General features: G+C 42.2%; 18 protein-coding genes and 1 CRISPR repeat array. Of the genes, 11 read left to right on the plus strand and 7 right to left on the minus strand.

The window, feature by feature from the left end:
* The first annotated feature begins 148 nt into the window (after window positions 1-148).
* Window positions 149-886: a CRISPR direct-repeat array (repeat unit 29 nt; unit sequence CTTTCATTGAACCTATAAGGAATTGAAAC).
* A 27-nt stretch (window positions 887-913) separates the two neighbouring features.
* Complete coding sequence (locus E3K36_10010) at window positions 914-1,237, plus strand: hypothetical protein (GenBank protein ID MCF6155567.1); 324 nt, start codon at window positions 914-916, stop codon at window positions 1,235-1,237.
* Between the two features lie 392 nt (window positions 1,238-1,629).
* On the opposite strand, the gene E3K36_10015 is transcribed toward E3K36_10010, so the two are convergent.
* The 4 genes from E3K36_10015 to E3K36_10030 all read right to left on the minus strand — a co-directional run bounded on the left by E3K36_10015 (window position 1,630) and on the right by E3K36_10030 (window position 5,651).
* Window positions 1,630-3,084, minus strand: a complete 1,455-nt coding sequence (locus E3K36_10015) for an adenylosuccinate lyase (GenBank protein MCF6155568.1) — start codon at window positions 3,082-3,084, stop codon at window positions 1,630-1,632.
* Window positions 3,085-3,292: 208 nt separating this feature from the next.
* On the minus strand, window positions 3,293-4,912 hold the full coding sequence (gene groL, locus E3K36_10020) for a chaperonin GroEL (GenBank protein ID MCF6155569.1): 1,620 nt from the start codon (window positions 4,910-4,912) through the stop codon (window positions 3,293-3,295).
* Between the two features lie 17 nt (window positions 4,913-4,929).
* Window positions 4,930-5,217, minus strand: a complete 288-nt coding sequence (locus tag E3K36_10025) for a co-chaperone GroES (GenBank protein ID MCF6155570.1) — start codon at window positions 5,215-5,217, stop codon at window positions 4,930-4,932.
* A 29-nt stretch (window positions 5,218-5,246) separates the two neighbouring features.
* Window positions 5,247-5,651, minus strand: a complete 405-nt coding sequence (locus E3K36_10030; protein MCF6155571.1) for a response regulator — start codon at window positions 5,649-5,651, stop codon at window positions 5,247-5,249.
* A 583-nt stretch (window positions 5,652-6,234) separates the two neighbouring features.
* Here E3K36_10030 and E3K36_10035 point away from each other — a divergent pair.
* The 4 genes from E3K36_10035 to E3K36_10050 all read left to right on the plus strand — a co-directional run bounded on the left by E3K36_10035 (window position 6,235) and on the right by E3K36_10050 (window position 8,337).
* Window positions 6,235-7,104: a 4-hydroxybenzoate octaprenyltransferase gene (locus tag E3K36_10035; protein MCF6155572.1), complete on the plus strand. Its 870-nt coding sequence runs from the start codon at window positions 6,235-6,237 to the stop codon at window positions 7,102-7,104.
* Between the two features lie 312 nt (window positions 7,105-7,416).
* A complete protein-coding gene (locus E3K36_10040) occupies window positions 7,417-7,887 on the plus strand; it encodes a hypothetical protein (GenBank protein ID MCF6155573.1) in 471 nt (156 codons plus the stop codon).
* The gene (locus E3K36_10045; GenBank protein MCF6155574.1) at window positions 7,857-8,042 is read left to right on the plus strand and encodes a hypothetical protein; all 186 of its coding nucleotides are present in this window, start codon (window positions 7,857-7,859) and stop codon (window positions 8,040-8,042) included. Before E3K36_10040 ends, E3K36_10045 begins: the two co-directional genes overlap by 31 nt.
* Before the next feature lie 25 nt (window positions 8,043-8,067).
* A complete protein-coding gene (locus E3K36_10050; GenBank protein MCF6155575.1) occupies window positions 8,068-8,337 on the plus strand; it encodes a hypothetical protein in 270 nt (89 codons plus the stop codon).
* Window positions 8,338-8,482: 145 nt separating this feature from the next.
* Here the strand turns inward: E3K36_10050 and E3K36_10055 are convergent, their stop codons facing one another.
* The 3 genes from E3K36_10055 to E3K36_10065 all read right to left on the minus strand — a co-directional run bounded on the left by E3K36_10055 (window position 8,483) and on the right by E3K36_10065 (window position 9,710).
* On the minus strand, window positions 8,483-8,905 hold the full coding sequence (locus E3K36_10055; GenBank protein MCF6155576.1) for a PIN domain-containing protein: 423 nt from the start codon (window positions 8,903-8,905) through the stop codon (window positions 8,483-8,485).
* Window positions 8,896-9,144 carry a hypothetical protein gene (locus tag E3K36_10060; protein ID MCF6155577.1) on the minus strand — a complete coding sequence of 83 codons (249 nt, stop codon included), beginning with the start codon at window positions 9,142-9,144 and terminating at the stop codon, window positions 8,896-8,898. The genes E3K36_10055 and E3K36_10060 overlap by 10 nt, the downstream gene beginning before the upstream one ends.
* Before the next feature lie 341 nt (window positions 9,145-9,485).
* Entirely contained in the window at window positions 9,486-9,710 is a 225-nt protein-coding gene (locus E3K36_10065) for a DUF2905 domain-containing protein (protein ID MCF6155578.1), read from the minus strand.
* 755 nt (window positions 9,711-10,465) lie between these two features.
* Here E3K36_10065 and E3K36_10070 point away from each other — a divergent pair.
* The 6 genes from E3K36_10070 (at window position 10,466) to E3K36_10095 (ending at window position 15,075) form a co-directional block, all read left to right on the plus strand.
* Window positions 10,466-10,900, plus strand: a complete 435-nt coding sequence (locus E3K36_10070) for a nucleoside deaminase (GenBank protein ID MCF6155579.1) — start codon at window positions 10,466-10,468, stop codon at window positions 10,898-10,900.
* 26 nt (window positions 10,901-10,926) lie between these two features.
* Complete coding sequence (locus tag E3K36_10075) at window positions 10,927-11,232, plus strand: hypothetical protein (GenBank protein ID MCF6155580.1); 306 nt, start codon at window positions 10,927-10,929, stop codon at window positions 11,230-11,232.
* 134 nt (window positions 11,233-11,366) lie between these two features.
* The gene (locus E3K36_10080) at window positions 11,367-12,521 is read left to right on the plus strand and encodes a methyltransferase (GenBank protein ID MCF6155581.1); all 1,155 of its coding nucleotides are present in this window, start codon (window positions 11,367-11,369) and stop codon (window positions 12,519-12,521) included.
* 119 nt (window positions 12,522-12,640) lie between these two features.
* On the plus strand, window positions 12,641-12,886 hold the full coding sequence (locus tag E3K36_10085; protein ID MCF6155582.1) for a hypothetical protein: 246 nt from the start codon (window positions 12,641-12,643) through the stop codon (window positions 12,884-12,886).
* A 198-nt stretch (window positions 12,887-13,084) separates the two neighbouring features.
* On the plus strand, window positions 13,085-14,062 hold the full coding sequence (locus E3K36_10090; GenBank protein MCF6155583.1) for a thiamine pyrophosphate-dependent dehydrogenase E1 component subunit alpha: 978 nt from the start codon (window positions 13,085-13,087) through the stop codon (window positions 14,060-14,062).
* A 38-nt stretch (window positions 14,063-14,100) separates the two neighbouring features.
* Complete coding sequence (locus E3K36_10095) at window positions 14,101-15,075, plus strand: alpha-ketoacid dehydrogenase subunit beta (protein MCF6155584.1); 975 nt, start codon at window positions 14,101-14,103, stop codon at window positions 15,073-15,075.
* Window positions 15,076-15,084: the final 9 nt, after the last annotated feature.

A 15,084-nucleotide genomic window follows, 5' to 3' on the forward strand; every position in this document is an offset into this window, starting at 1 on the left:
AAAAAGGTTTTGAGAAGATCCCAATCTTCATTCATCATGGCTTTGTTCTCCTATAAGTAGCGGGATAATTGTTATAAAAATACCATGATGAATAAAATTTGTCAATAAAACAAGTTAGCGCTTATGGGGGCAAGCCCCCAGGCGAGAACTTTCATTGAACCTATAAGGAATTGAAACACCCTTGCATTACTAAAGCGGAATTTTGGCGATGGGCTTTCATTGAACCTATAAGGAATTGAAACAACCCCCTTTCATTAAAAAAAATAACGGTTATCACCTTTCATTGAACCTATAAGGAATTGAAACCTCAATACAAACCTGAAACACATCAACGAGGTTTCTCTTTCATTGAACCTATAAGGAATTGAAACGAGCCGTTAATCCGGGCTGAAAGGAGTGGAAAATGCTTTCATTGAACCTATAAGGAATTGAAACGAAAAATGAGGTAATAGATGCAATACGTGATGAGGCCTTTCATTGAACCTATAAGGAATTGAAACTTGCGGAGGTTAAGGTAACGCTCTGTTCGTTTTCCCTTTCATTGAACCTATAAGGAATTGAAACGTTGGTGTTGGAGGCGTTGGTGGGATTACCGTATGCTTTCATTGAACCTATAAGGAATTGAAACCTTGGTTGAGCAATTAATCTATTTCCCCTCGACTACCCTTTCATTGAACCTATAAGGAATTGAAACGTTTACCTTAATGGTGAGTTCCGGCACAGACCAACTTTCATTGAACCTATAAGGAATTGAAACAGATCATCGCTGCAAAATTGTCTCAATGGTAACATCTTTCATTGAACCTATAAGGAATTGAAACGCGATTCAGCCGGCAAGGTTTGTAATCCGAAATAATCTTTCATTGAACCTATAAGGAATTGAAACGGGTTTGGTGGTCGTCAGTCAAGTAGGGTGGGCATCCCTACCTTTTGGCAAGGCGATGCCAAGGGAATTTTCATTGTTTATCGTGATATATCTGCTATAATTGTCGCTATGACTACCATGATCACCGAGGTATATGAGGCATTCAAGGAGGCCGGCGTCTCGGAAGAGAAGGCAAAGGCAGCGGCCAGCGCCATTGCCGACTTTGAAAAACATTTTACCCATATCGAATCTGATTTAACAGACCTGAAAGCAGAAGTGAAGGTCCTAAAAATTGAAATAAATCTCGTCAAATGGATGCTGGGCTTTGTCATTGCCGGTATCATCTCCATAATCATCAAGCTATTCATCTAATCAAGTAGGGTGGGCATTGCCCACCATGCCCCAAAAATCTCCAGAACGGCACCCAAGAACCCTGTCAGGGTTTCAAACCCTGACAGGGTTAATTTGTTCCCCCCCAGAGGAAACCCACCCCTACACCCCTCCCAGGAGGGGACTAATTGAAAACTTTCATTGAACCTATAAGGAATTGAAACTAGATACCTCCTAAAAACCAAAAAGTTACGTTTTGCTTTCATTGAACCTATAAGGAATTGAAACACCCCTGGTAGGGACACGGAGCACCGTGTCCCTACAATTGTCTTTCATTGAACCTATCCGCGGATTGAAGCGTAAAAATTTTAAAGATCACGCTTTAGTCATTCTACCACATAAAACAGGGGGGGAATTTGAATCGTTACCTATAATTAAACATTCAGCGAAGGTATTAATTTCTTATCAATAAGATTATTGTTCCGTTTTAGAAGAGGGCGCACAACCTGACTTATAAATTCTTCCGCCTGTTGCGGTGCCCTACCAATTAATTTGGCCGGGTCAGCAATTTCCTTCAATCTTGATTTAATCTTAAAAAAGGAAGGGTCTTGTGTGATTCGCTCTAAAAGGTCATTTTTGTTTCCCTCTTCTTTTATCTTGCGGGTGGCGTCCATTGCGTGTCTGCGAATCTTTTCATGCAGCTCCTGGCGGTCTCCACCTGCATTTACGGCTTCCATGAGGATGTTTTCCGTTACCAGAAAAGGTAATTCATCTGCAAGATGGAGGCTGATAACAGAGGGATAGACGCTAAATCCGGATGCAACGTTCAAAACAATATTCAATATGCCATCAATGGCAAGAAATGCCTCGGGAACAGAAATTCTTTTGTTGGCAGAATCATCCAGCGTCCTTTCAAACCACTGGGAGGCAGCAGTAAATGCCGGATTTAAACAGTTACAGAGCACGTAACGTGCAAGGGCTGCAATCCGTTCACAACGCATAGGGTTCCTCTTATAAGCCATGGCCGATGAGCCGATCTGCTCTTCCTCAAAGGGCTCTTCTACCTCTTTCAGATGTTGAAGTAATCTCATATCGTTGGAAAACTTTTGGGAAGATTGTGCAATACCTGCCAGGCCAAAAGCTATCTGGCTGTCAATTTTCCGACTGTATGTTTGTCCTGTTACAGGATAATACCCATCAAATCCCATTTTCTTTGTGACGAGTTCGTCCAGTCTTTTAACCTTTTCTGTATCATTGTGAAAGAGTGACATAAAGCTGGCCTGTGTACCTGTGGTACCCTTTACACCGTGGAACCGTAAACCCCTGATCTTCGTCTCAATTTCCTCAATATCGAAAATATAATCCTGTATCCATAAACAAATACGTTTTCCTAACGTTGTTGGTTGGGCCGGCTGGAAATGAGTAAAACTTAAGGTTGCAAGCCCTTTGTATTTCATTGCCTGATTTGAAAGGATGCTTACGATATTTACCAGCTTCGCAAGGACAATAAGTAATCCTTCCTTCATCTGGATAAGGTCGGTATTGTCCTGTACGTAAGCACTGGTCGCACCGAGATGGATGATTGGCCTTGCCTTTGGACACTGTTCACCGTAGGCGTGGATATGCGACATAACGTCGTGTCTGAGTTTCCTCTCATACTCTCTTGCTACATCAAAGTTGATCGTGTCCTGAAAGCGTCGCATTTCATCGATCTGGTCGCTGGTAATAGCCCCTAGTCCGAGTTCTTGCTGTGCCTCAGCAAGCGCAATCCAGAGTTTCCGCCAGGTGCTAAATTTATGTTGATCAGAAAAGATGTAGCACATCTCTTTACTGGCGTATCGTTCAGAAAGTGGAGATTGATATTTGTTGTATTGGTTTTTTGGTATCATTTTTATTGTTTTGCACCCCGGAGTCCTGGTGGCAAACAGGTATTCTAATCATAAAAGGATAAAAATCAAACTGAAATAAAAAAGGCGTTGTACTTGAACAGTCAACGCCTTTTTATTTAGAAATTTCTGCTTTCAAACACAGATTATGAGAATTTTACAAATACAACATTAATGTTCGTTTCATTTGAAGGAATCCATGTCCTGGTCGTTAATGTCTGTGTCCGCAGGGAGCAGAACCTGTCTCTTCTTTCTCCTCTGGTAGTTCACCAATAACTGCATTGGTCGTTAAAAGCAGGGCGGCAATGCTTGCGCCATTTTGTAACGCTACTTTTACAACCTTTGCGGCATCGACGATACCTGATTCGACCATGTCGGTATATCTTTCACCAAAAGCGTCATAGCCATAATTGCCGGTACCTTCTTTTACCTTTTGCAGGATAACTGCGCCTTCCAGTCCGGCATTCTCAGCAATTAACTGAATTGGCCTTTCTGCAGCCGCTCTGACAATATTTACACCAATTTTTTCATCGCCCTTGACTGATATGGTATCCAATACCTTCGATGCCCTTATCAGGGCAACTCCTCCGCCCGGCAAGATACCTTCTTCAACTGCCGCCCGGGTGGCCTGTACTGCATCTTCAACACGGTACTTCTTTTCCTTCATTTCCGCCTCTGTGGCAGCTCCGACGTTAATCTGTGCAATTCCACCGGAAAGTTTTGCAAGCCGCTCCTGCAATTTTTCACGATCGTAATCAGAGGTAGTTGTATCTATCTCTGCCTTGATCTGCGAAATCCTGCCTTGAATTTCATTTTTATCACCGGCCCCCTCAATGATCGTTGTGGTATCCTTGTCGACAACTACCTTCTTTGCTCTGCCGAGATCGCTGAGTTGTATGCTGGAGAGTTGTATGCCCAAATCTTCAAACAGTGCCTTGCCTCCTGTCAGAGCAGCAATATCACCCAACATTGCCTTCCGTCTGTCGCCAAACCCCGGCGCCTTAACTGCAACACATTGCAGGGTTCCACGGAGTTTATTGACTACGAGGGTACTAAGCACTTCCCCTTCTATATCTTCCGCAATAAGAATTAATGCCCTGCCTGATTGGGCAATCTTTTCCAATAAAGGAACGAGGTCTTTGATGGCAGATAGTTTCTTTTCATGTACCAGGATATAGGGGTTCTCAAATATTGCCTCCATGGTTTCAGGTGAGGTAACAAAATAGGGTGATAAATAACCCTTATCGAATTGCATCCCTTCCACGACATCGACGGAGGTTTTCAGGCTTTTCCCCTCTTCCACCGTAATGACGCCATCCTTGCCGACCTTTTCCATGGCATCTGCTATTTGGTTGCCGATCTCTTCATCATTGTTACCGGCAATTGTAGCAATTTGCGCAATCTCTTTTTTATCTGATATTTTAATGCTCATCCTGGTTAATTCTTTTACCAGGGCATCCACGGCCTTTTCTATCCCATGCTTAATATCTACAGGATTAGCGCCTGCCGTAATATTTTTAAGACCTTCCTCAAAGACAGCTTCCGCCAAAAGCGTAGCCGTAGAGGTACCATCGCCTACCATATCATTCGTTTTTGAGGCAGCCTCTTTCACCATTTTAGCTCCCATATCTTCGTAGGGATCTTCCAGTTCAATTTCCTTTGCAACAGTAACACCGTCATTAACTACAACTGGGGAGCCAAAACTCTTTTCAATAACGACATTGCGGCCTTTCGGTCCCAACGTAACCTTAACGGCTTGCGCCAGCTTCTTGATACCATTTTTTATAGACTCACTGGCGTCATACCCATAGAGAATCTTTTTTGCAGCCATCACTACCTCCTGAAATATTAGTCAATTACAGCCAAAATATCATCTTCAGACATCAGCAGATATTCTTCGCCATCGATTTTTACTTCGGTACCACCGTAAGAACTGAATAGTACCCTGTCACCCTTCGCAACCTGAAACTTCGCCCGCTCTCCGCTCTTTAATAATTTCCCGTCTCCAAGAGCAATAATCTTACCTTCCTTTGGTTTTTCTTTCGCCGTATCGGGTAATAGAATACCGCCGGCAGTCTTTCCCTCCGCTTCGACCCTCTTTATTAATATTTTTTCACCTAATGGCCTTACATTCATAACTCAAATCACTCCTTTCTTTAACAGAACTATTTCCAATAGTATTTCGCAATAACTTGCTCCACGGAATCCCGTAATATATTAATGTTAATCGGTTTTGGTATCAGGGTATACACATCCTCACTTATAAGATCAATTTGAAGTTCCTTTGTTATTTCTCCTGACATAAAGATGCAAGGAATGGTAAGACTGATTTCCTTTTTTATAATCTTAAATGTTTCAAGACCACTATAATCAGGAAGGTGTACATCCAGAATTAACAGATGTACCTCTTCTGTTCTGGCTATCTTAACAGCCTCTCGTCCACAACTCGCAAGATATGTTGTGTAACCCTTGGGTTTAAATACGTCTTTTATACTGTCACGGCAGGATTCATCGTCATCAGTTATAAGAAGCGAATAGTGCCCTGCGCGCGGATCTAATAATGCCATCATATTGAATCCTCATCTACTTTTGTGAAATATTTAGCAAATAATATACCAATAAAATCATCACAAATTCCCCAAAGATATCTATCTGGTTGCCATTCAGGGAATCAGATAATTGAGGGTAGTACAAAAACAGCTCTATTGCTTCATAAAGCAACCACTTAAGGCTTCATTTAAAATTTAGGTTTGAATTTATTTTACAAATTTTTATTTTACTAATCAACACGATTTTGTCGTTGTCATTTTGACACTTTTAGGGCAAATAAATTTTTATTGCTGTCACTCCGGCAGACATATCTGCTCTAGATATTTCCCATCTCATCCTTGATTAATACGTCGTTTATTACTATAATCTTGCAGTTTAAATACGTTATCTGCGATTTGTCTTTACTTATGAGCCATGTTTGGACGTACAACACGATGCATGATAATGGCTGAATGTTTATATGGCTAGATAGTTTTTAACCATTTAACCATTCATCTCATCAGCCAAACTTGCATCTTGTTTTTAATTGGTCTGAGGCTTCGCCTCGTTAGTAATTAGTACCAGGTCTTGATAGTGCATATGAATGAAACACAAAACGTCAAAATGGGTTTTTCTGACCTGCTGAAAAAAATTACTTCGATACTCGATTTAATCAAATTCAGTCATACGATATTTTCGTTTCCCTTTGCAGTGATGAGTGCATTCCTTGCGGCAGGAGGCATGCCAGGTATAAAACAATTATTATTAATCATTGCAGCACTGGTAGCAGCACGTAGTGCAGCCATGTCTTTTAATCGGTTGGTTGATGCATCTTACGACGCCTACAACCCACGCACAGCTTATCGTGTCGAACTGCAAAAGAAAATCGGCAGAAGCTCTGTGTGGATATTTACCATTCTCTGCGTCATACTCTTTATTGCCTGTGCATGGTTACTTAACCGGTTGGCATTCTTTATGGCCCCCTTAGCCATCCTTGTCATCTTTGGTTATTCATACACAAAACGGTTTACCCATTTATCTCATTTTGTCCTGGGTCTTGCATTAGGATTGTCACCTATCGGTGCATGGGTGGGGATTCAGGGGACACTGGCACCGACACCTTTCCTGCTGGCCTTTGCAGTAGTATTGTGGACAGCAGGGTTCGATATTATCTATGCATGTCAGGACCTGGAACACGACGTAAAGACAGGATTATATTCCATTCCTAAGAAATTAGGCATCAGGGGGGCATTAATACTTTCCGGGGTATTGCATCTTTTTATGGTATTAGTGCTGCTCGCGTTATCCCGATATGCCGATTTGGGTATGATTTATCTGTTTGGGGTATGTATCATTGCCGCTTTGCTGTTGTATGAACATGCCCTCGTAAGGCCCAAAGACCTATCAAAAATTAACACGGCCTTTTTTACCGTGAATGGAATTATCAGCGTTGGACTCATGGGTATAACATTAATAGACATCTTTGTGAGGTGAGTTTGGATTTAGAGAAAGGGGGGTGTAAAACGATATGAGGGAGTTTAAACAATAGTCTGGTATGTCAGAAATGGCATATCGGACTATTTTTGTTTATAGTCATTGGGATTCGGAAGCCCTTTTATTATTGCCCTTGCTTCTCATATCATACAATGTGCCATGACACATTGTATGCGCTTCTTTTGAATAAATGGGTTGCTATTTATACCTGTCATGTTATAGTCATAAATTCTTAATATTCAGTATTTTAGGGTCTTTAAACCGTTTTTCCTGCAAACGCAGGAAAATAGAAAGGCAGCCTTACTGCCGAAGATGTTTTTTCAAAGATCATCTTTTGCAGTAAGGCGGTTTTTTAGCGAGGTCATATCTGAAGACGAGCTGAGAAAGAAGGTCACGGAGACGCTGAGGAAGTCAAAGGCTCTGGAAGAGGTATGGCATCATCCGGTAACAGGAAGCGATCTCCAGGCGGAGCTTGAGCGAATGGCAGAGACAACCAGGAATCCCGATATGTTACGTGAACTATGGGTGGCACTGGGGAATGATCCGCAGTTGATAGCGGAGGTCTTGGCCAGGCAGACGTTGGTGGAAAGACTCATACACGACTGGTATGCCTTCGATGAGCGGTTTCACGGGAGATTGAAGAAGCAAGCGATGAGAAAGGTGGAATCGCTCGGCAGGATAGAGGACATGAAGGAGATGAAAGGTGCATATCATGAGATGGAGTGGAGAAAAGGGAGGAATTTGCCTACCGTATGCCTGAAATTGCTGCAACAGCATCCCTAGCCCCTCTGCCAAATACCTGGCTTGCAGCATCTGTTGCATATTCAACTCCATCTGCCAGAATTTATCACACGACGGTGTGGACGGGCACACAGATGATTGTGTGGGGTGGATATGGTGGCAGTTATCTCAACACTGGCGGATGCTATTCACCATAATAGCTGATGCAGGTGGCGCAAAAGTATGCGACAAACATGGCTCACGAGAAGAAGCGCGGACATGCATCACAAACCGGCTCGATCAGATCTGCTCCCATTTCATGCCTCATTTGTAAAGGCACTACTGTCCGGAACAAAAATCAACAAAGAAAGGATTTCAGATTGCATAATAAAAGGGTTTGCTCATATCAGGGAAGTCGTCAAACAACGGTACATTGGCCCCGTTCGGAAGGACAAAAAGAGTGATTGGGAATTCGATGAAAAAATACGGATTAATCTCCCGATAAAGTGTTAGAGGGTATCGGGACCGGCTGTATTATGAAATATGACAGGGCAAAACTAATGATAAAACTGTCCCTGTCTTTATCAGCAATACGTTCGTAACACAGAAAGTCAGTATTCGGGAGTAAGCATTACGGCAGTATTTCGACCGCAGTCATCTATGCTTCTACAATCGCCAGAAATTCTTCCGGTGTTAAAACCGGCAGGTTATCAACCTTGTAATCGCTTTTATTCCTGGTAATAAGGCAGTCAGCGTTTGCTAAAACCGCCGAATAATACTGCACGGCATCTTCAAAGTCCCTGAAATTTGACGTCAGTGATAGATCAATCACGCGCTCATCAACCGCCGCTACGTGAAAGACGATCCTGACCTTTTCTAAAATCTTTACAGACTTCTCCCGCTTCAGTTCTTTCGAGAGCAGGTAGTAAAGAGTCGGGAAACTGAGGGCGCAGATATATCCCTTCAATTTCTTCTCTTCGATCATTTTAAATACCCCCGCAGCCGGAAAGTAAAACTGCTCGCGCTTAAGGAAAATATCGAGAAAGAAATTGATATCGCAGAGGGCGGATTTCAACGATATTTTTCCTCAAGATGTTTTCTGTATTCCTCACGGGGCTTTTTTGTGCCTGCCCAGGCTGAAAGGACGCCTGATATTTCCGATAATACCGGAGACTCCGTCGTTCCCTTCCTTTCCCGAAGCGTGAGTGTCCTGAAATAATCCTCCACAATGCGTGACAGGCTGACTCCTTTGGCCTGTGCCGCTTTCTTTGCTTGTTTGATCAATTTACCATCTAATCGCAGAGTTAGTTTTGTAGTCATGATATACCTCCTGATGACGTATATATATTATTTTATCATACGTCTGATGTCAATGGTGAAAAATAAAGAATCCCATGTCTTTATCATCGGAACATGAAGAGCCACGAGTCAGAATACAGGGCTATAGTGTACATATATAATAGAAAATCCCGTCAAGTAGACCTTGCAAAGGATTATACCACCTACAAATGGCTTTTTATCGGTGGTGGTAGGTCAACCGTCCCCCGGTTGACAATATAGAGATTCAATCCTTCCGTGAATCTATGAAAACCTTCTTCCTAAAGAAAAATGGTGTTCCGGCGTATCTGTTCTCTTTTTTGTGGTCTGACTTCCCGCCCGCTTTATCTCCTGCTCAATAACCACATGATCAGGGAGAAGATGATGCTGATGATGATGCAGGTGGTGATGGGGAAGTAGAAGCTAAAGTTTTTCTTTTGAACGACGATATCGCCGGGAAGTCTGCCTAGAAAAGGGATCTTGCCCCCGACCACAAAAAGCCCACCGATGATGATCATAAGAATGCCCAGGCCTATTAAAATCTTGCCAAATGCGCTCAATTCACCCATAACGCGTACCTCCGGTTTCTAAAGTTCCTCGATAGGATATTTATTTAGGTCTTCAGCGACTTGCAATTACAAATTTCATGACAGGTGTCCACCCCCTTTACCCCCGCCAGCGGGGGACAGTTGGTTGTCCCCCGCGGTGAGGGGAAACCTCCCCCTTTATCCCCTTCTAGAGGGGGACAGGGGGAGGAAATTTTTGTTTGAAAATTCCATACATCAAGTCAAGCACAGACAAATTGAGTTTGTCGTTCGACTGAGCGCTCACGACGAAGTCCGTGCCACTCAAAAAAACTGCTTAATTATCTTCATCGATAATTTAAACAAACATATTCCTTGCATGCAAATATAATCCGCTGTAGAATCCGCTTCATAGGATTGCTCCATAAAACTTCTTTTTAAGGAAGTTTTTTACCGCTTGACTGAGCGTTTGTCTGAACTCGCGCCGCAGACTCACGACGAAGTCTTCGCCTTGTGAAGGAGGAACAAGGAAAGATTGTTTATTATCTTTTACCTCCCCTCTCACCCCCTCCTTGCGAAGGAGGGGAAAGGGGGTGGTCTATTGGTTGTGGCTGTGCTGCATCAGACTTTAATAACCAGTGAAATCTCCTTTTGCGATAACACCTGACCCGAACGAGTCGAAAAGGAGGAAATCCGAAGCACGAAATTTGTGAGTCAACCCTGACAGGGTTAGTTTTATTCATATTTTTGTTAAAAATGTCAAAATATTTTTCATAAGATGCTGGCAGGAGGGTAAATTTATGGATAACTTTATGAAGGCCGCAATCGATGAGGCAAAATTCGGACTGCGTGAGGGCGGGATTCCCATTGGTTCTGTTCTTGTTATGGACGGAAAGATTGTCGGAAGAGGGCATAATAAACGTGTGCAGGAAAATAATCCGATCATGCACGCTGAAATTAACTGCCTGAGTAATGCCGGGAGGATTGGCAGATACCGTGAGACGATCCTTTATTCTACCTTGATGCCCTGCTATCTTTGTGCTGGTGCAGTTGTCCAGTTTGGAATTAAGAAGGTCATTGTGGGGGAGTCAGAGAACTTTGCTGGTGCAAAAGAATTTATGGAATCACATGGGGTAAAGATCGTTGATTTAAACCTTAATGAGTGCAAACAATTGATGAAAGATTTTATCCGGAAAAATCCTGAACTTTGGAACGAGGATATTGGAGAGCTATAGCCAGCTAATAAAGGAGGTAGCAGAAAATGTATACTGATATGCCAGATGAGGATAGACTTGAAAGACTCGAAAATAAACTCACTGAAATCAGGAAACTCTCCCTGGGAATACTGCTCCTGGCAAAGGAAATAGGGAAGGACAAACTAAAACAAAAAGAAGAAGTAACTGAAGTTATAAAGGCCATTGAGGAGGCAGAAGAAGCCTTCGTGGATAGTTCACTTACCGATAGATTTGAGAGGTGTGAAAATATCCTCGATGTGATTGACAAAAGGGTAAAAGGATTATTTCTCATATTAGAAGCGACATTGAAAAATCAGCAAAAAACGGAGTAAACGGTAGTCTCTCGGTTACATGAGGTAGTTGTGCCGTCACTGTAACGGATGAACGACGAAGCAATCTCATAAATAGGAAAGTTGATAAAAAGACAATTCATTCATTTGTATAATTTATATAAGATATACACTTTATGCAGTTACTTAGAGATTTGGTCATAGAAAATATAAATAAAAAGGGAAAGATTACCTTTGCAGAGTTCATGCAAATGGTACTCTATCATCCGCAGCATGGCTATTATAACACTGATACGGAAAGGGTGGGAAAATTTGGTGATTATTATACAAGCCCTGCTGTTCACAGGATTTTCGGGGAACTCATTGCAAAACAACTGGAAGAGATGTGGAGTATTATGGGGAAAGAGGAGTTCACTGTTGTTGAGCTGGGTGCCAACAGAGGATGGTTATGTTATGACATTGTTCAATGTATCAGGAAAGAATATCCGAGATTTTATGATAATTTTCATTACATCATTGTAGAATCAAATCCTTACGCAAGGGAAAAACATCAGCTGCTTTTGGATGAAGTAGTAAAAAATCCTTTGTCTGACAGATCAGATGGAAAGGTATCGTGGCATACTTACTCAGAGGATGGATTTTCCTTCGATAAAATTCAGGGATGTTTTTTATCAAACGAATTTGTTGACGCCTTGCCGGTCCACCGCCTAAAGGTAAAAAATAAGATTTTAAAAGAGGTATATGTAAGTTATAATGCAACAAATTTTTACGAAATAGACGATGAGATATCCGTGTCAGCTTTAAAAGATTACCTTAAAGCCAATAAAATATATCTGAAAGAAGGCCAGGAATATGAGATAAATTTAGGCACTGAAGAGTGGCTAAAGCATGTTTCAGAAAAATTAAATAAAGGATTTATCATAACAATTGATTATGGCGATACGGCAGAGGGACTCTGTTGTAGAAGCAATACTGGAGGCACCGTCAGGTGTTATTATAAACATACTATCAATTGGGATTACTATGAACGATTGGGGGAACAAGACATCACTGCCCATGTGGATTTCACAAACCTGATAAATGCCGGGCGGTTAGTTGGATTAGATGTCACAGGTTTTACAAAGCAATCCCATTATTTAATTGCCCTGGGGGTTTTGGAAAAATTAAATGGTACACATAACAATCTTGAGACGATATTAAAAGTGAAAAACCTTTTTCATCCTGAGGGGATGGGAGAAGTTTTCAAGGTATTAATTCAGCATAAAAATATCGAAAATCCCCAATTAATCAGTTTAAGGCCGTTACAATCAGTAACAATGAGTAACAGTTAACCACGGAAAGGCACGAAAAATCACAAAAAGATTAACATATGCAAAAGCAAATGTGAACTGGTGTAATTCCGTGAGTTTCAGCGGTGAGTAATATTTTTTTAATTGGAAAGGGGGATGTTATGAATATAGGTCGCACACCGGAACCTGTCACCATAATGGAAGTCCTCATGGAGGCAATTAAGCGGGAACAGGAATCATATGATTATTACTATCGAGCAGCTTTACAAGCGGCAAAGCCTGCTACACGTAAGATGCTGTTAAACCTTGCAGAGTGGGAAAAAGGGCACATAGAAGAGTTAACCAACCACGTCATGGAACTCAAGGCCCAGATGGAGATCGACCGGGCCATTACCGGGGGTCTGTAAATATCTGATAATTTACCGCAGGGAAAAACAAAAGCGCCGCGAAAATATTAAATCAAAAGGTGAAAAATAAAAAGGCAAAGTGTAAAATAGCAAAGCAAAATTCAAAGGGACAATTTTACATTTTGCTAGGTATTTTAATTTTTTATCTTTCATTTTTAAATTTCTGAAATCAAATAGTGATATCAGGTGGGAAAAACGATGGATATTAAGCGAGAAGATTTATTGCAATTGTATTATTATCTCAAATTAACAAGAAGACTGGAAGACAGGGTGACATCGCTTTATCATCAGGGAAAGATATTAGGGGGGGCGTGGACAAGTAACGGTACGGAAGCTGTTTCTGTAGGGTATGGTTATGCCCTTGAAAAGAACGATATTGCAGCACCATATTTCAGAGATATGGGGGCCTTCTTAGTTCGGGGGATTTCTGCAAAACGTATTATGGCGCAGTATTTGGGAAAAAAGACAGGTGTTACCGGCGGTAAGGAAGGAAATGTCCATATTGGGGATTTGAACTTTGGTGTCTTTGCTTTCCCCAGCCATCTGGCAGATAATTATCCCGTGGGAACAGGCGCTGCCCTTGCCTTTAAAATGCGAGGTGAAAAGAGGGTCGTAGCTGCATGTACAGGAGATGGTGGGACGAGCCGCGGTGATTTCCACGAAGGAATGAATTTCGCTGCTGTAAGAAAATTACCCATTGTCTTTATCTGCAACAACAACCAGTATGCTTATACTACTCCGTTAAGATTGCAGATGGCCATTAAAGATGTCGCTGAGCGTGCCCTGGCTTATGGCATACCCAGCAAGATTGTTGACGGAAACAATATCGTGGAAGTTTATACGGCTGCAAAGGAGGCGTATGAGATTGCCAGGAATGGTGGTGGGCCCACATTTATAGAATGTAAGACCATGAGGATGCATGGCCATTCAGAGCATGACAGCGCCAAATATGTTCCGAAAGAACTCCTGGAAGAATGGAAGAAAAAAGATCCCATATCAAATATGGAAAAATATTTGTTGGAAAATACTATTGACGGAAAAGATGAATTGGAAGGTATCGATTCGCGTGTAAAAAAAGAGATAGAAGAGGCAGAGGCATTTGCAGAAGAAAGCCCGTATCCCACCCCGGAAGATGGTTTGAAGGGTGTTTACGCAACACCCGGAGAAGAGATGTAAAAAGTCCTTAGAAAAAACAGAGAAGTGGAGGAGAGGATATGAAAGAGGTTACCTATCTTGAGGCGATTAAAGAGGCGATGGACGAAGAAATGTCACGTGATCCCAGCGTATTTGTTTTGGGTGAAGACGTTGGGGTTTATGGAGGTGCGTTTCGTGCAACGGAAGGGTTTTATGAAAAGTACGGAGAGTGGCGCGTCCTGGATACTCCTTTATCCGAATCCGGCTTTACAGGCGCCGCTATTGGTGCAGCGCTTGTTGGTATGCGTCCCATTGTGGAGATGCAGTTTGCTGATTTTATCTCCTGTGCGTTTGATCAGCTGGTGAATGTGGCTGCAAAGAATCATTACCGGTGGGGGGCGGCTACTCCCATCGTTGTGCGTGCCCCATACGGTGGAAATATACATGGCGGGGCATACCACTCACAGTGTATTGAGGGATTCTTTTTTAATGTGCCAGGATTAAAAATCGTTGCACCTTCTACGGCTTACGATGCCAAGGGTTTATTAAAGGCGGCCATTCGTGATAATGACCCGGTCATTTATTGCGAACATAAATATCTTTACAGACGCATTAAAGATTCCATTCCTGAAGAAGATTATATTGTCCCCATAGGAAAGGCCCGAATTGCTTTGGAAGGCAAGGATATATCAATTATTACGTACGGTGCAATGGTTCACACTGCCCTTGAGGCGGCACAGGCACTGAATGAATATGGAGTCTCCTGCGAAATTGTTGACTTGAGAACCATCCTGCCATTGGACAAAAAATCAATCTTTACTACCGTAAAAAAGACAAACAAAGTTCTTGTCTTGCATGAACAGACCAAAACGGGTGGCGTAGGGGCAGAGGTCTCTGCCTTAATCAGTGAATATTGCTTTGACCATCTGGATGGACCCATTATCCGTGTTGCTGCCCCTGATACTCCGGTACCCTATAGTGCGCAAATGGAGGAAGCCTTTATTCCACAGCCGAAGAATGTCATTTCTGCAGTAGAAAAATTAATGCGTTATTAATGAGGAGGT

Origin of the sequence: Candidatus Brocadia sp. (assembly GCA_021646415.1) — a bacterium.
Lineage (GTDB): Bacteria > Planctomycetota > Brocadiia > Brocadiales > Brocadiaceae > Brocadia.

Excerpts from the sequence above, each read along its gene's own strand:
- E3K36_10015 (MCF6155568.1), bottom strand. The coding sequence starts at position 3,084 with ATGATACCAAAAAACCAATACAACAAATATCAATCTCCACTTTCTGAA.
- groL (MCF6155569.1), bottom strand. The coding sequence starts at position 4,912 with ATGGCTGCAAAAAAGATTCTCTATGGGTATGACGCCAGTGAGTCTATA.
- E3K36_10025 (MCF6155570.1), bottom strand. The coding sequence starts at position 5,217 with ATGAATGTAAGGCCATTAGGTGAAAAAATATTAATAAAGAGGGTCGAA.
- E3K36_10030 (MCF6155571.1), bottom strand. The coding sequence starts at position 5,651 with ATGATGGCATTATTAGATCCGCGCGCAGGGCACTATTCGCTTCTTATA.
- E3K36_10035 (MCF6155572.1), top strand. The coding sequence starts at position 6,235 with ATGGGTTTTTCTGACCTGCTGAAAAAAATTACTTCGATACTCGATTTA.
- E3K36_10040 (MCF6155573.1), top strand. The coding sequence starts at position 7,417 with ATGTTTTTTCAAAGATCATCTTTTGCAGTAAGGCGGTTTTTTAGCGAG.
- E3K36_10045 (MCF6155574.1), top strand. The coding sequence starts at position 7,857 with ATGCCTGAAATTGCTGCAACAGCATCCCTAGCCCCTCTGCCAAATACC.
- E3K36_10050 (MCF6155575.1), top strand. The coding sequence starts at position 8,068 with ATGCGACAAACATGGCTCACGAGAAGAAGCGCGGACATGCATCACAAA.
- E3K36_10060 (MCF6155577.1), bottom strand. The coding sequence starts at position 9,144 with ATGACTACAAAACTAACTCTGCGATTAGATGGTAAATTGATCAAACAA.
- E3K36_10065 (MCF6155578.1), bottom strand. The coding sequence starts at position 9,710 with ATGGGTGAATTGAGCGCATTTGGCAAGATTTTAATAGGCCTGGGCATT.
- E3K36_10070 (MCF6155579.1), top strand. The coding sequence starts at position 10,466 with ATGGATAACTTTATGAAGGCCGCAATCGATGAGGCAAAATTCGGACTG.
- E3K36_10075 (MCF6155580.1), top strand. The coding sequence starts at position 10,927 with ATGTATACTGATATGCCAGATGAGGATAGACTTGAAAGACTCGAAAAT.
- E3K36_10080 (MCF6155581.1), top strand. The coding sequence starts at position 11,367 with ATGCAGTTACTTAGAGATTTGGTCATAGAAAATATAAATAAAAAGGGA.
- E3K36_10085 (MCF6155582.1), top strand. The coding sequence starts at position 12,641 with ATGAATATAGGTCGCACACCGGAACCTGTCACCATAATGGAAGTCCTC.
- E3K36_10090 (MCF6155583.1), top strand. The coding sequence starts at position 13,085 with ATGGATATTAAGCGAGAAGATTTATTGCAATTGTATTATTATCTCAAA.
- E3K36_10095 (MCF6155584.1), top strand. The coding sequence starts at position 14,101 with ATGAAAGAGGTTACCTATCTTGAGGCGATTAAAGAGGCGATGGACGAA.